This is a genomic window from Luteibacter sp. 329MFSha, from assembly GCF_900111665.1.
GTDB lineage: Bacteria > Pseudomonadota > Gammaproteobacteria > Xanthomonadales > Rhodanobacteraceae > Luteibacter.
Window position 1 is genome coordinate 1,745,678 of record NZ_FOJE01000001.1, and the last position, 25,472, is coordinate 1,771,149.

A 25,472-nucleotide genomic window follows, 5' to 3' on the forward strand; every position below is an offset into this window, starting at 1 on the left:
CGCCTCTGCCAGGGACACCCATGTCGGACAACCACGTCGGCGAACTCGTCGAACTGCTCGAACTCGAACGCCTCGAAGACAACCTCTTCCGCGGCCAGAGTCGCGACATCGGCACCCGCTTCGTGTTCGGCGGCCAGGTGCTCGGCCAGGCCCTCTCGGCCGCGCAGCGCACCGTCGACCCGAGGCGCGAGGCGCACTCGTTGCACGCCTACTTCCTGCGCGCCGGCGACATCAACGCGCCGATCGTCTACAGCGTCGAACGCACGCGCGACGGCGGCTCGTTCTCGTCCCGCCGCGTCGTCGCCATCCAGCACGGGCAGCCGATCCTCAACGGCTCGATCTCGTTCCAGGAGCCGGAAACGGGTTACGAGCACCAGATGTCGATGCCAGAAGTCCCGGCGCCGGAAGACATCGATCCCATGCCCGCGATGTCCGCGGAACAGCTGGCGCGGTTGCCGGAAAAGACGCAGCGCTGGCTCGGCATCGACGGACCATTCGAGTTCCGCCATGTCTGGCCGCGCGACGAACTGCGTCCGGCCAAGCGCCCGCCGTACCAGCACATCTGGTTCCGCCTCACCGCGCCCATCGACGACGCGCTCGCGCTGCATCAGGCCCTGCTCGCGTACGCGTCGGATTTCCACCTCGTCGGCACGGCCACGCTGCCGCACGGCATCTCCTATCTCACGCGCAACATGCAGATGGCGAGCCTCGACCACGCGCTGTGGTTCCACCGCCCGTTCCGCATCGACGAGTGGCTGCTGTATTCGTTCGACAGCCCGACGTCGCAGGGCGCGCGCGGCCTCGCGCGCGGCATGATCTACACGCGCGACGGCGTGCTCGTCGCATCCACGGCCCAGGAAGGCCTGATCCGCGTCCGGCCGGACTGACGCCGTTGGGCATCGAGCTCCGTCACCTGCGGTACTTCATTGCCGTGGCCGACGAGCTCCACTTCGGCCGCGCGGCCGAGCGCCTGGGCATCTCGCAGCCGCCGCTCAGCCAGCAGATCCGCGATCTGGAGGAACACCTCGGCGTCCGCCTGCTGCGACGGACGAACCGCCGGGTGGAACTCACGGACGCCGGGCGTGCCTACCTCGACGCGGCCCGCGACATCCTTGGCCGGGTCGACGTCGCCGGCGACACGGCGCGCCGCGCCGAGCGGGGCGAGATCGGCGAGCTGCGCGTGGCGTTCACACGCAGCATGCCGCTGATCGAGCGGTTCCCGCGCGCGATCCGCGCGTTTCGCGAGGCATATCCCGCGGTGCGGCTGGTGCTGCTCGAGCGCACCACGCTGCAGCAGTTCGAGTGCCTGCTCGACGATCGCCAGGACGTCGGACTGATCCGCGGCGTCGCCCCTCCCGCGCCGCTCGTCGCCCACAAGCTCGTCGACGACCCGCTCGTGGCCGTCCTGCGCGCCGATCACCCGCTCGCGACGCGACGCCAGGCGTCGCTGCGCATGGAAGAGCTCGCCGAAGAAAGCTTCGTCGTGTTCACGCGCGCCTCGGGCACGGGCATCCACGACCAATTGCTGACTTTGTGCCGCCAGGCGGGCTTCATGCCGCGGATCGCCCAGGAAGCCGGCGAGTCCTCCACGATGGTCGGCCTCGTCGCGGCAGGCATGGGGGTCGCCATCCTGCCGCGCTCGCTGCAGCACGTGCAGATCGAGGGAGTCGCCTATGTACCGATCGCGTCGCCCGATGCGGCCAGCGCGCTCTACATCACCCACCGGCGCGACGACCCGTCGCCGCTGGTCAGGGCCTTCACGCGGCTGATCCGGAAGGCCTGACCGTGCGCAGCTTCACCGCGATGGCGAGCCCCGCGAGCACCAGCACGCCGACGTAGGCGGCGACACCGTTCCAGCCCGCGCACGTCCACGCGATGCCACCCAGCGAGCCCGCGATGCTCGAACCCATGTAGTACGAGACGAGGTAGAACGACGAGGCGTGGGCGCGCGCGAACGCGGCGCGCTTGCCCACCCAGCTGCTCGCGATCGAATGCCCGCCGAAGAAGCCGAACGTCAGCATCGCGATACCCGCGACGATGGCCCAGAGCGACGCGCTGGCCGTCAGCGCGACACCGGCCCCCATCAGCAGCAGCGTCGCCCAGAGCAGGCGCGGACGCCCGACCCTGTCGGCGAGCGATCCGGCCCACGCCGAGCCGATGACACCGACGACGTAGACCATGAAGAGCGCACCGACGTGCGACTGCGACAGCGAGAACGGCGGCGCGAGCAGGCGGAACGCCACGTAGTTGTAGATCGTGACGAACGCGCCCATGAGCAGGAAGCCCTCGGCGAACAGCCACGGGAGGCCCTTGTCGCGGAACAGCGCGGCGAACGTGCCGAGGAACGCGCGAGGGTCGACGCGGCGCTGCTCGAAATGCCGCGACGGTGGCAGGCCGCGCGCCACGAGCGCCGCCGCGATCAGGCCGAGTGCGCCAATGACGCCCACCGCGATCCGCCAGGACGCATGGTCGGCGGCGAAGCCCGAGATCAGTCGGCCACCCATGCCGCCGATCGCGTTACCGCCGATGTAGAGGCCCATCGCGAGGCCGATGGATTCGCCGTGCACCTCTTCGCTGAGGTAGGTCATCGCCACGGCCGGCAGGCCTGCGAGCGTCACGCCGAGCAAGGCACGCAGGACGAGCAGCGACGGCCAGTTCGGAGCCACCGCGGTCGCCAGCACGAGCAGCGATGAACCCAGCAGCGAGGCGAGCATGACGGGCTTGCGCCCGAACGCGTCCGAGATCGCCCCCGCGAACAGCATGCCGACGGCGAGCACGCCGGTGGTCAGCGACAGCGCGAGGCTGCTCGACGCGGCGTCGACACCGAACGCGTGCGAGAACGCGGGCAGCAGGGGCTGCACGCAATAGAGCAGCCCGAACGTGGCGAAGCCCGACGAGAACAGCGCCAGATTGGTGCGCCGGAACGCGGGTGTGCCATGCCGGATGCGCTGGTCGGGAAACGCCGGCGTGGCGGACGACGAACCGTCCACGGGTCACCTCCAGGGATTGAACCTGGGAAAAGGTTAGACCCTGAATTGAGTCGAATCGATACCGCGGAACGTCCCGTTCGATACGTCGGACGTATCGCAGAGCCTAGCGCGACACCGTGCCCGCCGCCCCGCCATCCCACTGCACCGCCGCGGCGAGTTCCTCGCTCGTCAGTGCCAGTTCGCCGCCGTCCGCCGCGCTCTTCACGGCGACCACGTGACCCGCGTGGCGCGACAGCTCGGTCGTGCCCGCGCTCTTCAGCGCCTGTTCCCGCCCGTCGTCGGCGGCGAGGAGTTCCAGCACCACGTACTTTCCATCAAGGAAGCGCACCCCGCTCGTGGCGCCGGATGTGGCGAGGGCTTTCGACGCGAGCGGCGCGGCGCGCACCTTGCCGACCCATCGTTGGGGCCCCACGAACGTGTATCCGGCGGCTTCGTCGCGCCAGACGAACCGCTTCATCGGCTGCGCGGCCGGCGCGTCGGCGCGATGCGCGCCTGGCGGTGTCTGCGCGGCGGCGAGCATCGGGAAGCCCAGCAGGATGGCGACGGCGAGCGATTTCATGGCGAGGACTCCCGGAAGACGCCGACCAGCCTACCCTGCCGCCGTCACGACGACGTCAACCGCCTCGGTCGCCTTCGAGCACCTCGGAGGGCGGTGCTTCCTGACTGCTCGCCCACGCGAAGAGGACGATGCCGACGATGATCGCCAGCGCGCCCAGACCGGCCAGCGCACCGGGCGTGGCTTCGCCGAGGAACGCCGCGCCGATGACGGCCGCGAAAAGGAGCTCCGCCGCCTGCATGGCTTCGACGGCCGCGAGCGCGGTGGGCTGCCTGCCCACCCGCTCGGTGGCGTGGAAGAACAGGACGGTGGCGATCACGCCCGACGATAGCGCGACGCCGCCAGCGAGCAGGACCTCGCGCGCGGTCGGGGGCCCGACCTGGACCCACGTCACCGCGGCGAACACGATCCATAGCGGCCAGCTCGCCAGCGTCATGCCGAAGACGCGTTGCACCGCTCCGAGGCGCGTACCCGTCCGTTCGAGGTGGAGGAGGATCTTCCGGTTGCCGAGCGGGTACGCAAAGGCCGCGAACACCACCGCGGCGACCGCGAGCCACGCCTGCGTGTCGAGCGCACCATTGGCATGACCGTACTGGAGCAACGCGACGCCCACGACGATGAGCAGGCCGATCGCCAGCGCGCCGCCGTGCCAGCGAGCTCGAGCGTCCTGGTAGATGAAGGGCGCCATGAGCGGACCGGCGAGGACCGTCATCTGGAAGCTCCCGGCGATGAGCCACGACGGTCCGCTGCTCGCCGCCCACGTGAGCGGAATGCCGAAAAGAAAAAAACCAACCGCGCTCCAGCGCATCCAGGGCAATGGATGCTTCCGTAATTCGCCCGGCAGGTCGCCGAGCCCGCCCTGGAACGGCAGCACCGCGGCGAGCAACGGGAGCGTGATCAGGTAACGCAGGATCACCGCCCACTGCCAGTGGCCGCCGCCGCTGACCACCGCGCGATTGAAGACATACGTGAAGGTGAAGAACAGCGCCGAGAGCAGCGCGATGCCCACCGCCTTCAGCGCGTTCGACCCCATCAGGCCGACTCGCTCAGTTCGAGGAAGAGCTCCTGCAGCTCGCCGCCGATCGGCCGGCCATCGACCTGCAGCGAGACGTCGCCTTCCATCCCGGCGACCGGACAGCCGCCGTCGAGGATGCCCAGGAGGTTGGCGGTGGTCTCGACCATCGTGTGGCAGATGATCTCGATGAGGACGTGCTTGTTCTCCTCGTCGAGGCCATTGAACAACGTGAGCGCGCGCACCCAGTGCGGATCGACCGCCTTGTCGACGGGCGTGCCACGAAACAGCTCCGTGTAGACGGCGAGGTTGTCGTGAACGACGGCCTTCTGCAGCGCCAGGACGAAACGTTCGGGGGTCATCGGAGGGCCTCGGGCGTGGGATGACGCATTGGAACACCGATCGACGATACCGTCACCGTCACGTCGGCACGCACCGGCGCGGAGCGACGATATCGCTCAGCCCATCGGTTCCATGTGCGTCAGCAGCAGGCGCACGCTCTCCCTGCCCTGCCAGTCGTTGACCGACAGTTCGTACGCCACGCGCATGCGCGGTGGCGGCGGCGTGCCGTCGAAGCAGTTGAACATGACCGCGTCGAGCGGCGCGCCGCCCTGCGTGTGGCGCAGCTGCAGGCGCAGGTGACGGCTGCCCATCGGTTTCCACGACGCGCAGTCGAAGCGCGCTTCGAACAACGGCGGCGGGAATCCCTGGCCCCACGGTCCCGCGTGGCGGAGTTGCTTCGCGAGGTCGAGCGTGTGGTCGCGGTAGTCGAGCTCGCCATCGGTCTGCACGAGCGCCTGCAGGTGCTCGTCGTCGAGCTGGGCCCGCGCGGTGGCGTCGAAGATCGCCGCGAAACGATCGAAATCCGCCGCCCGCAGGCTCAGTCCCGCGGCCATCGCGTGGCCGCCGAAGCGCAGGATCAGCCCCGGATGCTTCGCATCGATCGCCGCGAGCGCGTCGCGGATGTGGAACCCGGGAATGGAGCGCGCGGAGCCGCGCAGCTCGTCCGTGTCGTCGCCTGCCGGCGCGAACGCGAGCACCGGGCGGTGCAGCTTCTCCTTCAGCTTCGAAGCGACGAGCCCCACGATGCCGGCGTGCCAGCCGGGGTCGAAGAGCGCGACACCGACGGCGTCGACGTGCGCCGCGCGTGCCACCATCGACTCGGCCTCCTCGACCATGCCCGCCTGCATCTCGCGGCGCTCCTGGTTGATCGCCGAGAGCTGCTCGGCGTAGCGCCGCGCGATGCCGTGATCGTCGGTCAACAGACAGGCCACGCCGAGCGACATGTCCTCGAGCCTTCCCGCCGCGTTGAGGCGCGGGCCGATGGCGAACGCGAGGTCCGTCGCGCCCACCGTCGCCAGCGAACGTCCGCTCGCCTCGACCAGGGCCGTGATGCCCGCGCAGGCCTTCCCCGCGCGCATGCGCTTCAGCCCCGCCTCGACGAGCACGCGGTTGTTGAAGTCCAGCGGCACGAGATCGGCCACGGTGCCGAGCGCGACGAGGTCGAGCAGCGACGCGAGGTCGGGCGCGCCGTCGGGGAACAGACCCGCGTCGCGCATCGCCGCGCGCACCCCGAGCAGCAGGTAGAACATGACGCCGACGCCGGCCAGCGCCTTGCTGGGAAAACCGTCGTCCGCGAGGTTCGGGTTCACCATCGCGTCGGCGTCGGGAAGCGTGTCGCCAGGAAGGTGGTGGTCCGTGACGAGCACGCGGATGCCGCGCGCGCGCGCCGCCGCGACACCGGCGACGCTCGCCACGCCGTTGTCGACGGTGACGATGAGGTCGGGCGCCGGGTCCAGCGAGGCGACGAGCGCTTCGCTCAAGCCGTAGCCATGCACGAAACGATTCGGCACCACGTGGCTGACGTGGCGCGCGCCGAGCAGCCGAAGGCCGCGCTCGGCCACCGCGGTTCCGGTGGCGCCGTCGCAATCGTAATCACCCGCGACGACGATGCGCTGATCGCCGGCGATCGCCTGCATCAGGAGCGCCACCGCGCGATCCATGCCGCCGAGGAGGTCGGGCGCGAGCATCCGCGCGAGGCGGTGTTCCGCACCGTCGGGCGTGCAGACGCCGCGTGCGGCGTAAACGCGCTGGATCACCGGATGCACATGCCCGGGCCAGCCGCTCGGGGCGGACGCGATGACGCGCCGGCGCCAGACGCGTGTCGTCATGCCTTGCGCCAGAAGCGCAGGCGGTGATGCTTGCGCAGCACCATGCGGACGCCGTCCGCGAAGGCGAGCCGTAGATCCGCGCCTTGCGCCAGGCGCGTCTCCAGCGCGGGCCACCAGGCCTGCGCGAACTCGCCGGGCTGGACGTCCTGCAGATCGAGCAAGCCGATCGCCGGCGAGTCCGCCGCGGGGGCGAACGCCGCGCGCCCCTGAACGTCGACATCGGCGCGATGCGCGAGCGCCCAGGCCAGCAGGTCGTCGCTGTAGATGCGCGACAGGCCGCATTCGACCCATTCGGGCAACGCGCCCGGCCCCCAGAGCCACACGCTGTTGACCGGGGGCAAGCCTTGCGCCACGCGGCGGCGGTTCACGGGGTGGTTGTGCAGGACGATCTGCGCCTCGTTGATGAGCGCGCGCCATTGCCTGCCCTGATCGCCCTTGGGCAGCTGCTCGAACAGGTCCGCGCCGAGCGCGTCTTCCGGATCGGGGAACGGCGGCACGTCGACGTACGCGGGCAGCCGCAACTGCCAGTGCTGCGCGTCGCCGACGAGGAGCGTCATGCCTTCGGCCTGGAAGGTTTCGGCGAGCGCGTCGACGAGGCTCGCGGCATCCTCCGCCGTGAGCCCGAGGTTGCCGATCGCGAGGAGACGCGCGCCATTCACCTCCGGCTGCACCCAGGCCGGATCCGCCGACAGCCAGAGCGATGTACCGGCATCGCCGGCGACCGACTGGCGCATGAGCGCGGCGGCGGGCAACGGGCCGTGCGGCCAGCGGAAGTGTTCGGCGAGCGCCGCGAGATAGCCCGGCACGGCGGCGGGCAGCGTGGTACCGCGCGCGAGCCATGCCGCGAACGCGGGCACGCCGGCGAGCTTGTCGCGGCCGGGGAGCAATACGTGGAGAACGTCGCCCATGGTCAGGCCTCGATCTTCTCGAGGATGTCCATCCACTCCAGCTCCAGCGACTCTTTCTCGCCGCGCAGTTCGGCCTGTCGCTGGCCGAGCTTCATCAGTTCGGCCGTCGCGCCGCCGTAGATCGCCGGGTCGGCGAGCTTGCCTTCGATGGTGGCCAGTTCCTTGTCCATCGACGCGATCAGCGACTCGATCTTCTTCACGCGAGCACGCAGGGGCTTTTCCTTCTCGCGCTCTTCGGCGCTGAGCTTGCGTCGTTCCTTCGCCGACTCCTGCACCGGCGCATCGGCCGGTGCCGAGGCGACCGCGGCGGTCTTGCGCGTGGTGGCGCGCGTGCGCAGCCATTTCGCGTAGTCGTCGAGATCGCCGTCGAACGGCTCGACCTTGCCGTCCGCCACGCGCCAGAACTCGTCGCAGACCATGCCGAGCAGATGGCGGTCGTGCGACACGAGCACCAGCGCGCCGTCGAAGGCCGCGAGCGCATCGGCGAGCGCTTCGCGCATGTCGAGGTCGAGGTGGTTGGTCGGTTCGTCGAGGAGCAGGAGGTTCGGCTTGTCCCACGCGATCAGCGCCAGCGCGAGGCGCGCGCGCTCGCCGCCGGAAAACGCGTCGACGGGCTCGAAGGCGCGATCCGCCGGAAAGTTCCACGTACCGAGGTAATCGCGCAACGCCTGCGCGCCGGCCATGGGCGCCTTCTGCTGAAGATGGTCGAACGGGCTGTGCCCTTCCTGCAGGCTCTCCACCGTGTGCTGCGCGAAGTAACCGATGCGCGTGTCCTTGTGGAAGCCACGCTCGCCGACCAGCGGCGCGAGCTCGCCCACCAGCGACTTCACCATCGTCGACTTGCCGGCGCCGTTCGGGCCGAGCAGGCCGATGCGATCGCCCGCTTCGAGACCGAAGGCGACGTCGTGCAGCACGACGTGCTCGCCGTAACCCGCGTCGACGTGGTCGAGCTGCAGCATGGAGGTGGGCAGACGGTCCGGCGCCGGGAAGGAGAAGCTGAAGGAACGCTCGGCGCGCACCGCTTCGGTACCCGCCATCTTCTCCAGCCGCTTCATGCGCGACTGCGCCTGCTTGGCCTTGCTCGCCTTCGCCTTGAACCGATCGATGAACGATTGCAGGTGCGCGCGCTCCGCCTGCTCGCGCTCGTGCGCGATCTGCTGCTGGCGCAGGTGTTCGGCGCGCTGGCGCTCGAACGCCGTGTAGTTGCCGGTGTAGAGCTTCGCCGTGCCGTCGTGCAGGTGCATCGTGTGCGAGATCACGCCGTCGAGGAACTCGCGATCGTGCGAGATGATCAGCAACGTGCCCTGGTAACGGCGCAGCCATTCCTCGAGCCAGAGCACGGCGTCGAGGTCGAGATGGTTGGTGGGCTCGTCGAGCAGCAAGAGGTCGGACGGCGCCATCAGCGCGCGGGCGAGGTTGAGGCGCACGCGCCAGCCGCCCGAGAACGAGGCGACCGGCTGTTCATGCGTCTCCGGCGCGAAGCCGAGGCCGTGCATGAGGCGCCCCGCGCGCGATCGCGCGTCGTAGCCGTTCACTTCCTCGATGCGCAGGTGCGCGGCGGCCACCGCCTCCATGTCCCCGGCGTCGAGCGCGTCGGATTCCGCCTTGAGCGCGGCGGCGACCTCGACGTCGCCGCCCAGCACGTATTCGATCGCCGGATCGGGAAGCGCGGGGGTTTCCTGCGCCACGGAGGCCAGGCGGACCTTCGACGGCATGTCGAGGTCGCCGACTTCCGGCTCGAGTTCGCCCTTGAGCGCCGCGAACAGCGTGGACTTGCCGCAGCCGTTGCGACCGATGACGCCGAGCGCCCATCCGGTCTGGATGGTGAGGTCCATGTGCGACAGCAGGGTGCGGCTGCCCCGGCGGAGGGCGAGATTGCGGAACGAGATCATGGAGACGGGCACGGCTGGAGGCGACTGCACATGATAGCGGCCAAGTCCGCCGCCGTCCGGGAAACGCGACGCAGCCCACAGCCGGCGTATCGACGCGGCGGCGCCCATGGCGTGCCTCCGGGCGATCTGTTACAACGGCGTCCTGCGCCGCATGGGGAGCGCGACGGAGCCATCATGAAGACCTTCAAGCCTGTTTTCACCGCGATCGCCGTGGCGCTCGTGTCGGCCGCCATGGCCCCGTCCGCCCGCGCCGGCGACACCCTGCTCATGCAGCGCGTGCAGCAGGAACAGGCGATGAGCCTCCCGAGGAAGGGCATGAGCATGGCCGAGGTCGAACGCCGGTTCGGCCAGCCGACCTCGAAGCTCGACGCCCGAGGTGGCGGGAGCCGGAAGCAGCCCGTGATCAACCGCTGGATGTACCCGGGTTACATCGTGTACTTCGAACGCAGCCACGTGATCCACACCGTGCTGAACACGCCGGCCGGCAACAACACCAACCCCGCCAACCCGCAGTAACGCGGACGGCACGCGGGAGCGGCCGCGGCGTCCCGCCCAGGCACGCTCCCGGCACGGTAGAATGGTGGGCTTCCCCCATTCGCCCCCGTCCGACATGACCGAATCCTCCTATCGACTGCCCGCCGAGTGGGAACCGCAGGCCGGCGTCCTGATCGCCTGGCCCCACGAGGACACCGACTGGGCCGAGCGCCTGGCCGCGGTCGAGACGACGTACGTGGCGCTCGCCGCCGCGGTGACGCGTTTCGAGCCGCTGCACGTCGTCGTCGCCGACGCGGACCTGCGCGAGCGTGCGCGCCTGGCCATGGAGCAGGCCGGTGCGGACATGTCGCGCGTGCATTTCATCGAGCTCCCTTACGACGACACCTGGCTGCGCGACTCCGGCCCGATCACCCTGACGGGCCCCGATGGCGTGCTGCTCAACGACTACCGGTTCACCGGCTGGGGCGGCAAGTTCGGCGCCGAGCAGGACGACGCCCTCATCGCCGGCCTGCTGGAGCGCGGCGTGCTCTCCGGCCTGCCGCACCAGCGGATCGACTGGGCGCTGGAAGGCGGCGGCATCGAGAGCGACGGCAAGGGCACGATCCTGACCACCTGGAAGTGCCTCGCGCAGCGCCACCCGGAGCTGTCGCGCGAAGCGATGACCGAGACGCTCGCCACCACACTGCGCGCCAACCGCGTGCTGTGGCTGGACCACGGCTACCTTGAAGGCGACGACACCGACGCCCATATCGACACGCTGGCGCGTTTCAGCCCGGACGGCGGCATCGTCTACCAGGCCTGCGACGACGCCAGCGACCCGCACTTCGCCGAACTGGGCCGGATGGCCTCGGAGCTGGCGGCGCTGCGGTCGCCGGAAGGCGAGCCGTACCCGTTGCACCCGCTGCCCTGGGCGCGGCCGATCCTCGACGAAGGCCGCCGGTTGGCGGCGTCGTATGCGAACTACCTGATCGTCAACGGCGCGGTGCTCGTGCCGGCCTATGGCGACGAGGCGGACCACGCGGCGGCCCGCATCATCGGCCTGGCCCACCCGGGCCGCGAGGTGGTCCAGGTGCCGTGCCGTCCGTTGATCTGGCAGAACGGCAGTCTGCATTGCATCACCATGCAGCTGCCCGCCGCCGTCGCCGCCTGATCCCCATCTGCATGCGCGGCCCGACGCCGCGCGAGGAATGAGCCCATGACCCGCAAGACCCTCAAGGTCGCCCTCCTCCAGGAAACCGACCGCGGCAGCCGCGACGCGAACCTGGACGCGATCGAAGCCGGCCTGCGCGAGGCCGCGAAGGCCGGCGTCGAACTCGTGCTGCTGCAGGAGCTGCACAACGGCCCGTACTTCTGCCAGCGCGAGAGCGTCGAGGTGTTCGACCTCGCGGAAACCATTCCCGGCCCGGGCACGGACCGCATCGGCGCGCTCGCGGAGGAGCTGAAGCTCGTGGTCGTCGCCTCGATCTTCGAGAAGCGCGCCACGGGCCTGTACCACAACACCGCCGTGGTGTTCGACCGCTCGCGCGCGATCGCGGGCAAGTACCGCAAGATGCACATCCCCGACGACCCGGCGTTCTACGAGAAGTTCTACTTCACGCCGGGCGACCTCGGTTTCGATCCGATCCAGACGTCCGTCGGCAAGCTCGGCGTGCTCGTCTGCTGGGACCAGTGGTATCCGGAAGCCGCGCGCCTGATGGCGCTGGCCGGCGCGGACCTGCTGTTCTACCCGACCGCCATCGGCTGGGATCCGAGCGATTCCGACGAGGAGAAGGCACGGCAGCGCGAAGCGTGGATCACCGTGCAGCGCGGGCACGCCGTCGCCAACGGCCTGCCGCTGCTCTCGTGCAACCGCACGGGTTACGAGGCCGATCCGTCGGGCGTGGGCGGCGGCATCCAGTTCTGGGGCTCCAGCTTCGTCGCCGGCCCGCAGGGCGAGTTCCTCGCCCAGGCGGGCACCGACGGCCGCGAGCTGCTGATCTGCGACGTGGACATGGAGCGCAGTGAGCACGTCCGCCGCATCTGGCCGTTCCTCCGCGACCGCCGCATCGACGCCTACGGCGACCTCACCAAACGCTTCCGCGACTGATCCCACAAGGACCACCGACCGCATGATTCCGGCCGAGAACGTCACCCTGCCCGCCGCCCTGGAAGGCCAGCCCATCGAGCGCATGACGCGCGACGGCGTCGAGTACGTCATCCTCGGCACGGCGCACGTGTCGCGCGCGAGCGTGCAGGCGGTCGACGCGCTGCTCGAAGCCGAACGCTTCGACGCCGTCGCGGTCGAGCTCTGCCCCAGCCGGGCCCAGGGCGTCCGCGATCCGGAAGCCTTCAAGCAGATGGACCTGTTCCAGATCATCCGCCAGGGCAAGGCGGGGATGGTGGCGGCGAGCCTCGTGCTGGGTTCGTTCCAGAAGCGCCTCGCGGCGCAATACGGCATCGAACCGGGCGCCGAGATGAAGGCGGCGATGGACGGCGCGGACGCGCGTGGCATCCCCGTGTGGCTGGTCGACCGCGAAGTCGGCACCACGCTCAAGCGGGCGTGGCGCAGCGTCGGCTTCTTCCAGCGCTTCGGCCTGCTGGCCGGGATGCTCGGCAGCGTGTTCGAGCGCGAGGAGATCGCCGAGGAGGACATCGAGAAGCTCAAGCAGGCCGATCTCCTCGAAAGCGCGTTCAGCGACTTCGCCTCGGGATCCGCGCCGCTCTATCGCGCGCTGATCGCCGAGCGCGACGAATTCATGGCGGCGAAGCTCCGCGAGAACGGCGCGGCCATGGACGCCGCGGCGCCCACCCGCAAGGTGCTCGTCGTCATCGGCGCGGGTCACCTGAAGGGCATGAGCGCCGAACTCGCCGGACAGCAGGGCGACGCTCGCGCGCTATCCGACGAACTGGCGGTGACGCCACCGGCCGCGAAGTGGCCCAAGGTGCTCGCGGTCGGCATCGTGCTGGCGATCTTCGCCGCGATCGCGTACGCCTTCTATCGCAGCCCGAGCCTCGGCGTCGATGCGCTGAAGAACTGGATCCTGCTCACCGGCGGCCTTTCGGCGCTCGGCGCGCTCATCGCAGGCGCGCATCCCCTCTCCATCGTGGCGGCGTTCGTCGCGGCACCGTTGAAACCGTTCCGCCCCGGCATTCCGTCCGGCGCGATCAGCGCCATGGCGGAAGCCTGGGTGCGCAAGCCGCGCGTCCTCGACTTCGAACGCCTGCGCGACGACATCACGCACTGGACGGGCTGGTGGAAGAACCGCGTGGCGCGCACGCTGCTCAACTTCTTCCTCGTCAGCATCGGCACGATCGCCGGCGAATACATCGCGGGCATCCACATCATCCGCAGCTTGTTCTGACGCCCCGGGCTCCCTGAGTTGTCCGCCGTCGCGACACGCCTCTATACTCCGACGGCTATTCAACCCCGGCCCCGCCCGGCACCCAGGGAACTCTTAATGAAGTGTCTGCATCTGGTTGGACTGATCGCTGTAGCTTTGTGCGCCACATCCGCCGCGCATGCCGAAGGGGACAAATCCAGGGGCCGTACGCTGGTCTACACCTGCCATGGTTGCCACGGCGTGCCGGGTTACGCCAACGCCTATCCCGATTACCACGTGCCGCACATCGCGGGGCAGAACGAGCTGTACCTCGTCAACGCGCTGAAGGCCTATAAGACCGGCGAACGCAAGCATCCGACGATGGGCGCCCAGGCGCAGAGCATGTCCGACAAGGACATCGCCGACATCGCCGCCTACCTCTCCAGTCTCGCCAAGTAAGCCGCCGAGGACGAACGATGACCCGTGGGTTTTCCCTGATTGCCATCGGTGCGCTGCTCGCGCTGACCGCCACCCAGACCTTCGCCGCCGGTGACCCGGCGCGGGGCAAGACGAAGATCGCGACGTGCGTTGCCTGCCACGGCACGGACGGCAATTCGGTCGATCCGCAGTATCCGCGCCTCGCGGGCCAGTACGCCGACTACCTCGCGCAGGCGCTGCACGAATACAAGGACGGCCGCCGCGGCAACGCCATCATGAAGGGCTTCGCGGCCACGCTGTCGGATCAGGACATCGACGATGTGTCGGCGTATTTCAGCAGCATGCCCTCGAAGCTGAGCGGCCTCGAAGGGCACGTGCAGGGGGATTGAGCTCCCTGTGCCAGACTCGAAAAAGCCCGCGCGAGCGGGCTTTTTCGAGTCTGGCACAGGGGGCGGCGTCTTTCGTCTTTGGCCCGCTGCCGCGGGATCGCCGATCCGATCGGCTCCCACCGTCGGCCCTTCGGACGTTTCGTGACGATCAGCCCGCGGCGCGGGCGAAGTACGGCTTGTCGCCCGTTTCGTGATCGGTCGCGTCGCGCACTTCCGTGATTTCCGGAATGCGCTCGCGCAGCGTCTTCTCGACGCCGTTCTTCAGCGTGACGTCGACCATGCCGCAGCCGTGGCAGCCGCCGCCGAAGCGGAGCACGACGACGCCGTCCGAGGTGACCTCGACCAGCGAGATGCGCCCGCCGTGCGAGGCGATCTGCGGCGCGATCTCGGACTCCAGGACGAACTGCACGCGCTCGACCATGCCGGCGCCCTCGCCCGGCGCGTCGCCCTTGATGCGCGGCGCGCGGATGTTGAGCTGGCTGCCGGTGGCCGTGGTTTCGTAGTCGATGGTGGCCGGGTCGAGCCAGCGCATGCTCTCCGTGTCGACGTAGAGGTTGAAGCCGTCGCATTCGACGGTCCACTCGTCACCCGTGAGTTCGGAGGCCGGACAGAATTCGAGCTCGCACTGCGCCGACGGCGTGCCGGCCGCGACGACGCGCAGGCGGATGCCGAGGCCGTCTTCGTTCTGCTGCGCCACCAGGCGCTGGAAGTGCGCCTGGGCGCGTTCCGAGATGTCGATCATGGGGGCTCCGAAAGGGGTCCGGCCCGGGGATGCCGGAAACAGCACCATTTTAGTACGCTTTTGCACGTGGGCGCCCGCTTTTGACAATTCAACCGCGCGCGGCGACCCTTCGCGCTTCCCGACGCACGGATCCGCCGCCATGACGCTCTCCCCGCTCGCCTCCCAGCACTGCCAGCCCCGCAAGGGCGCGGAGAACGCCCTCGATCGCGCCGCCATCGACGGCTATCTGGCGGACCTGCCCGGCTGGGAGCTCAGCCCCGACGGCAAGGCGATCGTGAAGGATTTCCGTTTCCCCGATTTCCACCACACGCTCGGCTTCATCAACGCCGTCGGATTCATGGCCAACCAGGAGGACCATCATCCCGACCTCGAGGCAGGCTACGGGCACTGCCATCTCCTCTGGTCCACGCACGACGTGGGTGGGCTGTCGCTCAACGATTTCATCTGCGCCGCCCGGGTCGAGGCCCTGCTGGACCGCTGACGGTGCGCGCCGGCCGCCCATGGTCGTTCATCGCGGCGACGATCGTCGCGCTGGCGCTGCTCGCCCTGATGCCGCGGCTGGCCGCGGTGGTGGTCCGCGGCGCCATCGAGCGCGACAGCGCCGCCGAGCGCGCCACGTTCGAAGCGGGCGGCTCGCCATGGTCGTGGCGGTTCCGCGCGCCCGACGACGTCATCGCCGGCCGTGCGTTCGGTGGCGCGACCGTCGAGGGCGGCCGCGACGGACTCACCCTTCGGGCGACCGATGGCTCGGCCGCCGAAGTCGGGTTCCCCCTCTTCCGCACCGCGGACATCCGCCGCATCGACGAACTGCACCTTCAGGTCGCGGCGTCGGCCCCGGTACACGCGTTCCTGGCCGTCCGCGAGGGTCTCGACGAGCCGACGCGCCATGCGGACGTCGGCGAGCTGATGCCCGGGGCGGCGGGACGGCGGATCGCCCTCCCGGCACTGGACTGGCGCGACGACGACGGCCGTCCGATCGCGGCGCCCACGCGCGCGGCGATGCTCCGGCTCGGGGTGGTCATGCCTGTCGGCACCTCGGTCGTCCTGCGCTCGGCCGCCCTGCTGCCCTCGTCCGGGATCGTCGAACCCCACGCCGGCAGCCTTCCCGGGCGCCTCGGCGCGGAGGCGCTGCTGGCATGGCGGGACAATCAGCGCGCCGCCGATCCCCTCGTCACGTTCGACCAGGGCCTGCGCCGGCCGGCGCCCGCCTGGCTCGAGGAGGTACCGCCGGCCGTCTACGCCGCGCTCCTGATCGTCGCCGCCGTCGCCTGGCGGCGGCCCGGGGCGCAACGGGCCAAGGACATCGCCAAGGCCTTGCTCGTGCTGGCCGGGCCGCTGTGGTTCATCGCCAGCCTCGGCTTCGACGGCAGGCCAGCGCTGGCGGGCATCGCCACCTTCGGCCTCGGCGTGGCCTACGCCGCGCTGCTCGCGTGGCGCCACGACCCGCCGGCATGGCACTGGGGCGGGGCCTGGCGAAGCGCCGGTTGGCCCTTCCTGGCCGTCGTCGTCGCGGCGGCGCTCGTCGCCCTCGTCGGCCATCGCCTGGCGTGGCCCCTGCCGGGACGGGCCCTCGTCTACGTCGCCTGGGCCGTTTTCCAGCAATGGCTGGTGCTGGCCGTCGCCGGGGCGCTGCTCGACCGTGCCCTGCCCCGGGCCTGGGCCGTGCTGCTGACCGCGCTGGCCTTCGCGCTCCTGCACACCCCCAACGGCGTGCTCATGCAACTGTGCTTCGTCGCCGAACTGGGCTGGGCGTGGTGGTTCCTGCGCCATCGCTCGCTGCTTCCCGTCGCCCTCGCCCACGCCGCGAGCGCCCTGCTGGTGCAGGCCGGGCTGGCGGGCGGCATCCTGCGCTCGCTCGAGGTCAGCGGGCGCTTCCTCAACTAGACGCCACGCCGTTTACCCGCGGAGGTTGTCGAGGAACGCCTTGAGATCGTCCGGCAGGGGCGCCGAGAAGTCGTAGTTCCTACCCCCGAGGTCGAAGCTCATCCGCGACGCGTGCAGGAACATGCGCTTCAGGCCCTTGGCGCGGAAGCGCTTGTTGGCCTCCTCGTCGCCGTACTTCGGATCGCCGGCCAGCGGATGGCCGATGTACTGGGCGTGGACGCGGATCTGGTGCGTGCGCCCCGTTCCCAGCGTGGCCTGCATGAGGCGCGAGGCCGGATACTGCTCCAGCTCCTGGAAGAAGGTCAGCGACGGCTTGCCGGCGTCGTCCACGCGCACCATGCGCTCGCCGCCGTGCATCACCGACTTCAGCAGCGGCGCGTTGACGTCGAACTTCGCCTTGCGGGGCGTCCCGGTCATCAGGCAGAGGTACTGCTTGACGACCTGGTTCTCGCGGATGAGCTCCTGCAGGCCCGTCAGGCCGGATCGCGAGCGCGCGAGCACGAGCACGCCGCTGGTGTCGCGGTCCAGCCGGTGGACGAGCTCGAGGTGTTCGTTGGGACGGGCAGCCCGGAGCAGTTCGATCGCCCCATGGCTGACGCCGCTGCCGCCGTGGGCCGCGATGCCGACCGGCTTGTCGATCACGAGGAAGTGCTTGTCCTCGAAGATGACCGAGTCGGCGACCGCGCGGACCATGCCGGACGGGGCCACGGTCTCATCACGCTCCGCGACGCGAACCGGCGGAATGCGCAGCATGTCGCCTGCCGCGAGGCGCGTTTCCGGCTTCGCCCGCTTGCCGTTGATACGCACCTGCCCCGTGCGCAGGATGCGGTACACCAGGCTGCGCGGCACCCCCTTCAGGAGGGTCATCAGGGCGTTGTCCACGCGCTGACCGTCCCGCTCGGGACCGATTTCGACCAGGCGCACACCTTGGCCGCCGTCGAGGGAAGTTGCCGTCTGCATTGATAAAACTCGAAATTGATAGGATACTCGGCGAGCGCCAGGCTCCGCTGAAGACTCATCTCTCGCGGGGTGCCTGTATCGCCGCGTAGGGCGAGTGTCGCGCCATTCCGTCCGAGGGGCCGGTAGGCGAGGACACCCCACATCGTAGCGGTTCGGGTTGCGGTTGTCCGGCTAATCCGTAGGGACGCGGACCGGTTGCAAGGCGCTTATTCACGAATCACGCCGGGTCCAGGTATCGGTCCCGGATCCCATGCCGCTTGAAGCCTCACCGCTGCGGCGCGATCCCCGGCAGGCCGCCAAACGGGCGCCACCGCGGCGCGCGGCCGCGCGGCAAGGCCGAGGAACCCACAATGAAGCGTATGTTGATCAACGCGACTCAGCGCGAAGAGTTGCGTGTGGCCATCGTCGATGGTCAGAACCTTTACGATCTCGACATCGAAATCCCGTCCCGGGAACAGAAAAAGGCCAACATCTACAAGGGCCGCATCACCCGCGTCGAACCCTCCCTCGAAGCCTGCTTCGTCGATTACGGCGCCGAGCGCCACGGCTTCCTTCCGCTGAAGGAAGTGGCCCGCGAGTATTTCAATCCGAACGCGGAAGGCAAATCGAACATCCGCGAACTCCTGAAGGAAGGCCAGGAGATCATCGTCCAGGTCGAGAAGGAAGAACGCGGCAACAAGGGCGCCGCCCTCACCACGTTCATCAGCCTCGCCGGCCGCTACATGGTGCTGATGCCGAACAACCCCCGTGCCGGCGGCGTGTCGCGCCGCATCGAGGGTGAAGACCGCCAGGCGCTGAAGGAAGCGATGGAGCACCTCACGGTGCCCGACGAAATGGGCCTGATCGTGCGCACCGCCGGCATGGGCCGCGACGCCGAAGAGCTCCAGTGGGACCTCGACTACCTCCTGCAGCTGTGGAAGTCGATCTCGGCCGCCGGGAACTCGCAGAAGGCGCCGTTCCTGATCTACCAGGAATCGAAGCTCTTCATCCGCGCGCTGCGCGACTACCTGCGCAACGACATCGGCGAGATCCTGATCGACGAGGAATCGCTGTTCAGCGACGCCCGCGACTTCGTGCAGCAGGTGATGCCGAACAACCTGCGCAAGCTGAAGCTCTACCAGGACCCGACGCCGCTGTTCTCGCGTTACCAGATCGAGACGCAGATCGAGAGCATCTTCGAGCGCAACGTCCGCCTTCCCTCCGGCGGCTCGATCGTCATCGACCAGACCGAAGCCCTGACCGCCATCGACATCAACTCGTCGAAGGCCACCAAGGGCAGCGACATCGAGGAGACGGCGTTCAACACCAACCTCGAGGCCGCCACCGAGATCGCCCGCCAGCTGCGCATCCGCGACGCCGGCGGCCTGATCGTGATCGACTTCATCGACATGGACAGCCCGCGCCACCAGCGCGAGGTCGAGGAGCGCCTGAAGGAGGCCCTCAAGGCCGACCGCGCCCGCGTCCAGATCGGTCGCATCTCGCGCTTCGGCCTGCTGGAGATGTCGCGCCAGCGCCTCCGCCCGAGCCTTGGCGAAGCCACCCAGATCGTCTGCCCGCGCTGCGAAGGCCACGGCCACATCCGCAGCGTGGAATCGCTCGCGCTGTCGACCCTGCGCCTGATCGAAGAGCACGCGATGAAGGACAACACCGGGCAGGTCCTGGTGCAGGCGCCGCCGTCGGTCGCCAACTTCATGCTCAACGAGAAGCGCGCCAGCATCGTCGAGATCGAGCTGCGCCACAGCGTTCACGTGGTCGTCGTCGCCGACGACAAGCTGGAGACGCCGCACCTCGAGATCACCCGCATCCGCGAGGCGGACATGGGCGAGCACAGCAAGCCCAGCTACGAGCGCACCACCCCGACCGTCGCGACCGCGCTGCCGAAGATGGGCCAGGCCCTGGGCAGCGGCGAGCAGCCGCTGGTCACGGGTGTCGTGCCGTCCACCCCCGCGCCGCTGCGCGACGACGAGACCGAAGCGGCTCCAGTCGCGCCGGTGGCCCGTCCCGCCGCGCCGGCCCAGCCGGCGGGCGGTTTCTTCTCGCGCCTCTTCGGCAGCCTTTTCGGAGGCGGCGCCGCGGCGCCCGCACCGGCGGCCGCCCAGACGGCCTCCTCCACCCGTCGCGACGAGTCGCGCCCGAACGGCCGCAACGAGCGTAGCGGCGGTCGTCGCGACGAGCGTCGTGGCAACGAGCCGCGCAACAAGGGCGGAAACGAGCAGCGTGGCCAGGGTCAGCGCAAGGACAAGGACGGCGCCCAGCAGGGTCGCGGTCAGCCGCAGGCCAAGGGCAACAAGCAGGGCCAGGGTCGGGGCGAGCAGCCGCGCCAGGGCGAAGAAAAGCAGAACCGGCCGAAGGACGGTCAGCAGGGTCAGGGCCGCCAGGGCCGCACCGAAACGCCGGCCGCGCAGGGCGAGAACCGCCGTCAGCAGCAGCCGCGCGGCGAGCGTCAGCCGCAGGCCGACAAGCCGGGCAAGGACATCGAGAAGGCCGCCACGCTCGCCACCTCGGCCGTCGCGGTGACGACCGTGAGCGCCGCGGAGGCGAGCGCGCCCGTCGCGTCGCGCCCGGCCGCCGAAAAGCCGGCCAGCGCGCCGGTCACGAAGGCGGACGAGAAACTGCCGACCGATGCGCCCATCGTCGAGGGCGAGGCCACGGCCGTCGCCGGAGCCGCCGATGCGCAGCCGGAAGGCACGAAGGACACCGAGGGTGGCCAGCGCCGCCGTCGCGGCCGTCGTGGTGGTCGCCGCCGTCGCCGCCAGGAAGACGGTGCGCAGGCTGGCGCCATCGAAGGCGCCCCGGGCGCCGATGACGGCGACGATGACGAGGGCGACGACGAGGCCGTCGAAACGACGGGCCGCGCGAGCCCGAGCATCCCGCCCATGCTCGACACCGCCGCCGCCGCGGAAAGCGCGTTCGCCGTCGAAGCACCCTCCGCCGTGGCCAGCCGCCCGGCCGAGCCCGCCGACGACGAGTCCGTGCCGTCCGCGCTGACGCTGCCGTCGCTGCCCAAGCTGCCGCCGATCCCGGGGCACGCCGCTCCGGCGCCGCACGCGCCGGTGGACGTCGACGCCGTGGCCACCCCCGCGGATTCGGCCGAAACGCGGACCACGGAACGGCGCCAGACGGAATCCGACGCCCCGCTCAAGACCGCACCGGTGTCCGGATCCGCTCCAGTCCCGGCGGCAACCCCGTCCGCTTCGACGGAAACGGCGGCCGTGACGACCGAGGCTCCGGCCCCGGCGACGCAGCCTGCTCAGCCGGTGGTTTCCGAGGTCGCCGAAACCGTGGCGAAGGCTCCCGCGGCCATCGAAACCACCGAACGCACGCCGCCGGCGTCCGTCCTCGACGCGCCGGCTCGTGGCATCCTGCCCGACCCGGTGGCCGAGGCCGATGAGGCGCCCATCGCGGACGCGGCACCTGTGGAGCCCGTGGCGGACGCCTCGCCGGCGCCCGAGAAGCCGCAGGCCAAACCTGCCGCTCCCGCACCGGAAATCGTCACGGCTCCGGCGGCTCCGGCGGCTCCGGCTGCTGCGGCTCCGGCTCCGGCTGCTGCGGCTCCGGCTCCGGCTGCTGCGTCGCCGGCCACCGCGCCGGCCGCTCCGCCCGCGCCCGTGACGCCGAAGCTGCCCGAGGCGTCGAACGTGTCGCCGGTGTCGCATGCGCCGCCTGCCAACGCGGACCGTCCGGCCTGGACCCCGCCCGCTCAGGGCGATCTGCTGACGCGTCCGCGTCAGGAGCCGCAGGGCGAGCAGAGCGAGCACTGATCGTGCGACGGGAAGGGTCCTGCCCTTCCCGTCCGATCACGCATAAAAAACGCCGGGCATTGCCCGGCGTTTTTTATGCGTGATCGAACCCGAACTCAGCTACCGACCTGGTGATTGTGCGTGTCGAGCAATCCATGGATGGTCATGAGATGGGCCAGGCCCACGACGTGGTCGACATGCAGTTTCTCCATGAGCCGCTGCTTGTAAGTCGACACCGTCTTGGGGCTGAGATTGAGCCGCTCGCCGATGGAGGTGAGCGGCATGCCACGCACGAGCATCATCGCGACCTCCATCTCTCGCGTGGACAACGCGTCGAACGGCGAATCCGAGCCATCGAGCGTGGCCAGCGCGAGCTGCTGAGCGACAGTCGGCGCGAGGTAGCGGCGCCCCGACGCGACCGAGCGCACGGCGGTAAGCAGTTCGTCCGACGAACATCCCTTCGTGAGGTAGCCAAGCGCACCGGCGTCCAGAAGGCGCTTCGGAAAACGTGCGTCGTCGACCACCGTCAGAATGACGATGTTCGTGCGAAGCTTGGCACGCACGATGCGCTCCGTCAGCTCGACCCCGCTCATGCCTGGCATGTGCACGTCGATGAGTGCGATATCCGGCGACTGCGCGCGGATGAGGCGCAGGCCCTCTTCCGCCGAACTCGCTTCCCCCCTGATCCGGATATCCGCCTGCTGCTGCAGGATCATCCGGAAACCGGTCCTGACCAGTTCATGGTCGTCGACCAAAACAACACTAATCATTCAATGCCCTCCCTGGGCCGACTGTACTTCGGGCGCATGGATTCGACCGCGCGCCGCCTGCTGATGCATACAATGCCAGATGTGCAGGCGAGACAACCAGCGTGGCGCTATGATCCGGGTCGGCCGCCGCACGCTGTAGCGGGATTTGCCGAAGCGCGTGAGGCGTGATCACCCGATGGCCGCGTCATCCCTGAGCGCAGCCGCTTGTAGGCAAGGCCTGACGCGCAACTGCCTTGCCCTTGCGCAGCGCCCGCCCCAAGCATTTTCAGAACATGGGCGCCCATTCGGCGACAGTTCGATCACGCGCCGGCCACGCGACGATGAGCCTCCCGGCGTCATCGTGGAACTTCCCCCCGAAAAGGTGAGTATCCATCATGGCTAATGAGAAAAATCGCCCGCCACAAACGCCCGGTCAGGACATTCCGCCGGAAGAGCGTAAGGGCCCCACGGAGCAGCGTCCCACGGACGCCTCCGGCGATGCCCTCGACGGTTCCGGTGAAGACAACCAGCGTAAGAAGAAAGAAGGTTCCTGAGACCTTTAGCGGAGCGGATCGACACCGCCCGCATCCGCGATATCGGCCCGCTCCCGGCGCGCCGCCTGTGCGGCGGCGCGCTTCCTCAGCATCACGATGCCGGCGAGGATGAGGATGGCCGGCCCCCACCGCCCACCCGTCGCCTTCGCGAGCAACTTGCCCGCCGCGAGCGCGCCGATGGTGTTGACGTGCGAACCCTCTGTGACGGTAGCCATGACTGTCTCCCCGTTGCATTCCGCGAGTAAGCGTAGCCTCGCGATGCGTGCATTCGGGTAGCGTGAAGCGGAGAGCTAGACGATCTCCACGACGTTCGTCGATTTCACGGCTCGATCGGCGACGAACACGTCGCGGCGTGACGCGCCGCGACGTGCTTTCCACCTTAGCGACAGTTGCGGGCGGATGCGCCAAGCCATGCGGGCAACACCTGCGGCGCGACGACGATGCGATCGAGGTCCGGCGCAGGCGCATCCGGATTGCCCAGGCGAATCGTGTTCGTACCCGCTTTCAGCGACACGTCGAGCACTTTCGCCACCGGATCGTCGAAACTGCTGCCGTCGAGGTCGAGCTTCGTCGGCGCGCCCCCGTTGACGGTGAGGTACAGCGAGCGCGGCCCGTTCGTCGCGTAATCGATCTCGAGCTGGTACTTCCCGGACACGGGTACCGTGACGGCGGGGAACACCACGTCGTTGGCGATGCCACCGCCCACGTTGCCCGCCTTCGCGAGACCGGAGAAGTAGTTGCTGAAGCCCGCCGTCACGGCGCCACCGCGTTGCGCGGCCTCGGCCTCGTAGGTCGCCGACGCCGGCAGCGCCGCATCCCCGCGACCGCGTACCACGATACGATCGAGGTCCGGCGGATAGCTCGCCGCGTTGCCGAACCGGATACGGTTGTAACCGCGGCGCAGGCAGACCGGCACCGTGCTGCTCGACGGAAGCTGGAAACTGCCGCCGCCCGAATTGAAGGTCTGCAGCGGGCCGTCGTTGACCTGGTAAAGGTAAGAACGCAGGCCGAGCGTAAGCGAGTCGATCTGCATCAGATACGTACCGTCTCGCGGCGCGTACACGTTGTCCACGCTCACGGCGTTCTCGGCGCCGAGACCCAAGCCGCCCACCTTCGTCGTGCCCGAGCAACCGCTGCACGAGGCCGGCGCGGCGTTACCCGACAGCGATGCGGTTTCGGCTTCGTAGCTTGTCGACGGCTCCGACGGCACTTGCCCGGGCAGCGCGTCGACGAGCAGCAGCTGCGTCCCGTGCGCCGGAAGCTCCGTGCGATAACTTCCCAGTGACGGTCCCTGTTCGCGATGACGCCAGAGGTCGCGCGTGCGTTTCGCGCCGATGATGCCGATCGTCTTCCAGGGCAACTCGACGACCGCCTTCGTCGCGTTCATGTTGAACAGCGCGACGTAGTAGCGGCCGTTGCCGAGATCGCTCACCCATACCGGCAGGTCGCCGCCGAGCGCCTGCTTCGCCGGCCGCCCCGACTGATTTACGGCGATCACCTCGTCGTTCGTCGCCAGCGCCTTGCCCGCGGGATCCAGTTTTGTCAGGTCGCCACCGAGGTACATCGGCGCGTTGGCCATGGCCCACAGCGTCACCGCCGAGCGCTTCTCCTCGAGCGTGAGCCCGTCACGCTCGCCGTCGCCGATGTCGAGCGAATCCAGGTCGTTCCAGCCCTTGGTGGGGCCCGTGGCGTCCTGCCAACCCGGCAGGTCACGGAAGCGCTTCTCGATGCGCGGCCAGTTCGTCAGCGTGGCGCAACGCCCTTCGCATTCGACGTCGTCGTCGATGCGGCGCGCGTTGGAATGGGGAATCCAGATGTCCTGGTAGTCCTTGTCGACCTGCCAGGAGATCGTCATCCAGATCGGCCGCCCGGTGCGAGCGATCGCCTTCGACCAGGCCACCACGTCGTCACGGTTGTCGATCGAGAGGTCGTCGCTGTACGAGCCGGGCGTGACGCCGTCGAGCTTGATGAAATCGAAGCCCCACGACGAGAACAACGCGACGACGGAGTCGATGTATTCCTGCGCGCCGGGCCTGGAGAAGTCGATCTTGTAATGGTACGGATTCTCGCCCGGCCCGCCGAACGCGTTGCCGGCGCGGTGTGGCAACGCGAGGATGTCCTGGATGTGCAGCGACGTGCCGAGGATCGGCGAGTTGGCCTGCACCGCCGGCTCCTCGACACCGGGAATCCAGTAGATGCCGGCCTTCTGCCCGTTGCGGTGGATATGGTCGACCATCGCCTTGATGTCGGGGAACGTCGCGAGATCGGGCGTGGGTCGGCCGTTCGCGTCGAAGCTTCCCTGCCAGCCGGAATCGAGGTTTATGTACGTGTAACCATGCGCCTGCAATCCGGACGATGCGAGCGCGTCGGACTGGATCAGCATGTTCGCCTGCGTCAGGAACGCGGGTTCGATGGTCTGCTGGCTGAAGCTGCTCCAGCCGAGGTAGGGCTTCTGCCCTGCCCCGTTGACCTGCGCGGAGGCATCGGCCGCGAACGCGACGAGCGCGCATGCGAGCGCGGTGCGCGCGAGGTTCGGGAGATGTCGCCGGCTTTCGCGGCGACGGCTGGGCGGGAACGGTGGCACGGCATGACTGGCGTTCATTGGCGCACTCCGATGGTTGCGGCGCCCCGGGGCGGGGCACCGATCGAAAAGCTTCGTCGAACGTGTCGTGCGCCGCGAAAGGGCGGCGCAC

General features: G+C 69.4%; 24 protein-coding genes. 12 read left to right on the forward strand and 12 right to left on the reverse strand.

Features of this window, described 5'->3' with window-relative positions; genetic code table 11:
* The first annotated feature begins 20 nt into the window (after positions 1–20).
* Positions 21–887, forward strand: coding sequence for an acyl-CoA thioesterase II (tesB, locus tag BMW54_RS07840; RefSeq protein WP_090054397.1), 867 nt, complete (start codon positions 21–23; stop codon positions 885–887).
* A 5-nt stretch (positions 888–892) separates the two neighbouring features.
* Complete coding sequence (locus BMW54_RS07845; protein ID WP_217642619.1) at positions 893–1,783, forward strand: LysR family transcriptional regulator; 891 nt, start codon at positions 893–895, stop codon at positions 1,781–1,783.
* Here BMW54_RS07845 and BMW54_RS07850 read toward each other — a convergent pair.
* From BMW54_RS07850 to BMW54_RS07880, 7 genes are all read right to left on the reverse strand, one after another.
* Entirely contained in the window at positions 1,758–2,990 is a 1,233-nt protein-coding gene (locus tag BMW54_RS07850) for an MFS transporter (protein WP_090054399.1), read from the reverse strand. The genes BMW54_RS07845 and BMW54_RS07850 overlap by 26 nt on opposite strands.
* 103 nt (positions 2,991–3,093) lie before the next feature.
* Positions 3,094–3,549 carry a hypothetical protein gene (locus tag BMW54_RS07855; protein WP_090054401.1) on the reverse strand — a complete coding sequence of 152 codons (456 nt, stop codon included), beginning with the start codon at positions 3,547–3,549 and terminating at the stop codon, positions 3,094–3,096.
* Positions 3,550–3,604: 55 nt separating this feature from the next.
* Positions 3,605–4,579 carry a multidrug resistance efflux transporter family protein gene (locus BMW54_RS07860; RefSeq protein ID WP_090054403.1) on the reverse strand — a complete coding sequence of 325 codons (975 nt, stop codon included), beginning with the start codon at positions 4,577–4,579 and terminating at the stop codon, positions 3,605–3,607.
* The gene (locus BMW54_RS07865; RefSeq protein ID WP_090054405.1) at positions 4,579–4,920 is read right to left on the reverse strand and encodes a hypothetical protein; all 342 of its coding nucleotides are present in this window, start codon (positions 4,918–4,920) and stop codon (positions 4,579–4,581) included. The genes BMW54_RS07860 and BMW54_RS07865 overlap by 1 nt, the downstream gene beginning before the upstream one ends.
* Before the next feature lie 96 nt (positions 4,921–5,016).
* Positions 5,017–6,729, reverse strand: a complete 1,713-nt coding sequence (gene recJ, locus BMW54_RS07870; RefSeq protein WP_090054407.1) for a single-stranded-DNA-specific exonuclease RecJ — start codon at positions 6,727–6,729, stop codon at positions 5,017–5,019.
* Positions 6,726–7,637, reverse strand: coding sequence for a hypothetical protein (locus BMW54_RS07875; RefSeq protein ID WP_090054409.1), 912 nt, complete (start codon positions 7,635–7,637; stop codon positions 6,726–6,728). The genes recJ and BMW54_RS07875 overlap by 4 nt, the downstream gene beginning before the upstream one ends.
* A 2-nt stretch (positions 7,638–7,639) precedes the next feature.
* Positions 7,640–9,529 carry an ATP-binding cassette domain-containing protein gene (locus BMW54_RS07880; RefSeq protein WP_090055812.1) on the reverse strand — a complete coding sequence of 630 codons (1,890 nt, stop codon included), beginning with the start codon at positions 9,527–9,529 and terminating at the stop codon, positions 7,640–7,642.
* A 231-nt stretch (positions 9,530–9,760) separates the two neighbouring features.
* On the opposite strand from BMW54_RS07880, the gene BMW54_RS07885 reads away from it, so the two are divergent.
* From BMW54_RS07885 to BMW54_RS07910, 6 genes are all read left to right on the forward strand, one after another.
* Positions 9,761–10,045, forward strand: a complete 285-nt coding sequence (locus BMW54_RS07885; protein ID WP_254779255.1) for a hypothetical protein — start codon at positions 9,761–9,763, stop codon at positions 10,043–10,045.
* Positions 10,046–10,139: 94 nt separating this feature from the next.
* Positions 10,140–11,174 carry an agmatine deiminase family protein gene (locus BMW54_RS07890; RefSeq protein ID WP_090054413.1) on the forward strand — a complete coding sequence of 345 codons (1,035 nt, stop codon included), beginning with the start codon at positions 10,140–10,142 and terminating at the stop codon, positions 11,172–11,174.
* A gap of 45 nt (positions 11,175–11,219) precedes the next feature.
* On the forward strand, positions 11,220–12,110 hold the full coding sequence (locus tag BMW54_RS07895; RefSeq protein WP_090054415.1) for a carbon-nitrogen hydrolase: 891 nt from the start codon (positions 11,220–11,222) through the stop codon (positions 12,108–12,110).
* A gap of 22 nt (positions 12,111–12,132) precedes the next feature.
* A complete protein-coding gene (locus BMW54_RS07900) occupies positions 12,133–13,365 on the forward strand; it encodes a TraB/GumN family protein (RefSeq protein WP_090054417.1) in 1,233 nt (410 codons plus the stop codon).
* Positions 13,366–13,461: 96 nt separating this feature from the next.
* The gene (locus BMW54_RS07905) at positions 13,462–13,782 is read left to right on the forward strand and encodes a c-type cytochrome (RefSeq protein WP_090054419.1); all 321 of its coding nucleotides are present in this window, start codon (positions 13,462–13,464) and stop codon (positions 13,780–13,782) included.
* Between the two features lie 17 nt (positions 13,783–13,799).
* Entirely contained in the window at positions 13,800–14,150 is a 351-nt protein-coding gene (locus BMW54_RS07910) for a c-type cytochrome (RefSeq protein ID WP_090054421.1), read from the forward strand.
* Between the two features lie 148 nt (positions 14,151–14,298).
* Here BMW54_RS07910 and BMW54_RS07915 read toward each other — a convergent pair whose 3' ends face one another.
* Positions 14,299–14,892, reverse strand: coding sequence for an NfuA family Fe-S biogenesis protein (locus BMW54_RS07915; RefSeq protein ID WP_090054423.1), 594 nt, complete (start codon positions 14,890–14,892; stop codon positions 14,299–14,301).
* A gap of 139 nt (positions 14,893–15,031) precedes the next feature.
* Here BMW54_RS07915 and BMW54_RS07920 point away from each other — a divergent pair, with 139 nt between their 5' ends.
* Both BMW54_RS07920 and BMW54_RS07925 read left to right on the forward strand, forming a co-directional pair.
* A complete protein-coding gene (locus BMW54_RS07920; RefSeq protein WP_090054425.1) occupies positions 15,032–15,373 on the forward strand; it encodes a 4a-hydroxytetrahydrobiopterin dehydratase in 342 nt (113 codons plus the stop codon).
* A gap of 2 nt (positions 15,374–15,375) precedes the next feature.
* The gene (locus tag BMW54_RS07925) at positions 15,376–16,776 is read left to right on the forward strand and encodes a CPBP family glutamic-type intramembrane protease (RefSeq protein ID WP_090054427.1); all 1,401 of its coding nucleotides are present in this window, start codon (positions 15,376–15,378) and stop codon (positions 16,774–16,776) included.
* Positions 16,777–16,788: 12 nt separating this feature from the next.
* On the opposite strand, the gene BMW54_RS07930 is transcribed toward BMW54_RS07925, so the two are convergent.
* On the reverse strand, positions 16,789–17,736 hold the full coding sequence (locus tag BMW54_RS07930; protein WP_090054429.1) for an RluA family pseudouridine synthase: 948 nt from the start codon (positions 17,734–17,736) through the stop codon (positions 16,789–16,791).
* Positions 17,737–18,086: 350 nt separating this feature from the next.
* Here BMW54_RS07930 and rne point away from each other — a divergent pair, with 350 nt between their 5' ends.
* Positions 18,087–21,497, forward strand: coding sequence for a ribonuclease E (rne, locus tag BMW54_RS07935; RefSeq protein ID WP_090054431.1), 3,411 nt, complete (start codon positions 18,087–18,089; stop codon positions 21,495–21,497).
* A gap of 95 nt (positions 21,498–21,592) precedes the next feature.
* Here the strand turns inward: rne and BMW54_RS07940 are convergent, their stop codons facing one another.
* Complete coding sequence (locus tag BMW54_RS07940) at positions 21,593–22,246, reverse strand: response regulator (protein ID WP_090054433.1); 654 nt, start codon at positions 22,244–22,246, stop codon at positions 21,593–21,595.
* Positions 22,247–22,620: 374 nt separating this feature from the next.
* Between BMW54_RS07940 and BMW54_RS18800 the strand changes: the two genes are divergently transcribed.
* Positions 22,621–22,779, forward strand: a complete 159-nt coding sequence (locus tag BMW54_RS18800; RefSeq protein ID WP_175472805.1) for a hypothetical protein — start codon at positions 22,621–22,623, stop codon at positions 22,777–22,779.
* 5 nt (positions 22,780–22,784) lie between these two features.
* On the opposite strand, the gene BMW54_RS07945 is transcribed toward BMW54_RS18800, so the two are convergent.
* Together BMW54_RS07945 and BMW54_RS07950 are read right to left on the reverse strand one after the other, a co-directional pair.
* Positions 22,785–22,994: a hypothetical protein gene (locus BMW54_RS07945; protein ID WP_090054434.1), complete on the reverse strand. Its 210-nt coding sequence runs from the start codon at positions 22,992–22,994 to the stop codon at positions 22,785–22,787.
* 164 nt (positions 22,995–23,158) lie between these two features.
* Positions 23,159–25,381, reverse strand: a complete 2,223-nt coding sequence (locus BMW54_RS07950; RefSeq protein ID WP_090054436.1) for an alpha-galactosidase D — start codon at positions 25,379–25,381, stop codon at positions 23,159–23,161.
* Between the last annotated feature and the right edge of the window lie 91 nt (positions 25,382–25,472).

Bases quoted from the DNA above. Each gene is read 5' to 3' on its own strand.
- tesB (WP_090054397.1), top strand. From the start codon at position 21: ATGTCGGACAACCACGTCGGCGAACTCGTCGAACTGCTCGAACTCGAA.
- BMW54_RS07855 (WP_090054401.1), bottom strand. From the start codon at position 3,549: ATGAAATCGCTCGCCGTCGCCATCCTGCTGGGCTTCCCGATGCTCGCC.
- BMW54_RS07860 (WP_090054403.1), bottom strand. From the start codon at position 4,579: ATGGGGTCGAACGCGCTGAAGGCGGTGGGCATCGCGCTGCTCTCGGCG.
- BMW54_RS07865 (WP_090054405.1), bottom strand. From the start codon at position 4,920: ATGACCCCCGAACGTTTCGTCCTGGCGCTGCAGAAGGCCGTCGTTCAC.
- recJ (WP_090054407.1), bottom strand. From the start codon at position 6,729: ATGACGACACGCGTCTGGCGCCGGCGCGTCATCGCGTCCGCCCCGAGC.
- BMW54_RS07875 (WP_090054409.1), bottom strand. From the start codon at position 7,637: ATGGGCGACGTTCTCCACGTATTGCTCCCCGGCCGCGACAAGCTCGCC.
- BMW54_RS07880 (WP_090055812.1), bottom strand. From the start codon at position 9,529: ATGATCTCGTTCCGCAATCTCGCCCTCCGCCGGGGCAGCCGCACCCTG.
- BMW54_RS07885 (WP_254779255.1), top strand. From the start codon at position 9,761: ATGGCCCCGTCCGCCCGCGCCGGCGACACCCTGCTCATGCAGCGCGTG.
- BMW54_RS07890 (WP_090054413.1), top strand. From the start codon at position 10,140: ATGACCGAATCCTCCTATCGACTGCCCGCCGAGTGGGAACCGCAGGCC.
- BMW54_RS07895 (WP_090054415.1), top strand. From the start codon at position 11,220: ATGACCCGCAAGACCCTCAAGGTCGCCCTCCTCCAGGAAACCGACCGC.
- BMW54_RS07900 (WP_090054417.1), top strand. From the start codon at position 12,133: ATGATTCCGGCCGAGAACGTCACCCTGCCCGCCGCCCTGGAAGGCCAG.
- BMW54_RS07905 (WP_090054419.1), top strand. From the start codon at position 13,462: ATGAAGTGTCTGCATCTGGTTGGACTGATCGCTGTAGCTTTGTGCGCC.
- BMW54_RS07910 (WP_090054421.1), top strand. From the start codon at position 13,800: ATGACCCGTGGGTTTTCCCTGATTGCCATCGGTGCGCTGCTCGCGCTG.
- BMW54_RS07915 (WP_090054423.1), bottom strand. From the start codon at position 14,892: ATGATCGACATCTCGGAACGCGCCCAGGCGCACTTCCAGCGCCTGGTG.
- BMW54_RS07920 (WP_090054425.1), top strand. From the start codon at position 15,032: ATGACGCTCTCCCCGCTCGCCTCCCAGCACTGCCAGCCCCGCAAGGGC.
- BMW54_RS07930 (WP_090054429.1), bottom strand. From the start codon at position 17,736: ATGCAGACGGCAACTTCCCTCGACGGCGGCCAAGGTGTGCGCCTGGTC.
- rne (WP_090054431.1), top strand. From the start codon at position 18,087: ATGAAGCGTATGTTGATCAACGCGACTCAGCGCGAAGAGTTGCGTGTG.
- BMW54_RS07940 (WP_090054433.1), bottom strand. From the start codon at position 22,246: ATGATTAGTGTTGTTTTGGTCGACGACCATGAACTGGTCAGGACCGGT.
- BMW54_RS18800 (WP_175472805.1), top strand. From the start codon at position 22,621: ATGGCTAATGAGAAAAATCGCCCGCCACAAACGCCCGGTCAGGACATT.
- BMW54_RS07945 (WP_090054434.1), bottom strand. From the start codon at position 22,994: ATGGCTACCGTCACAGAGGGTTCGCACGTCAACACCATCGGCGCGCTC.
- BMW54_RS07950 (WP_090054436.1), bottom strand. From the start codon at position 25,381: ATGAACGCCAGTCATGCCGTGCCACCGTTCCCGCCCAGCCGTCGCCGC.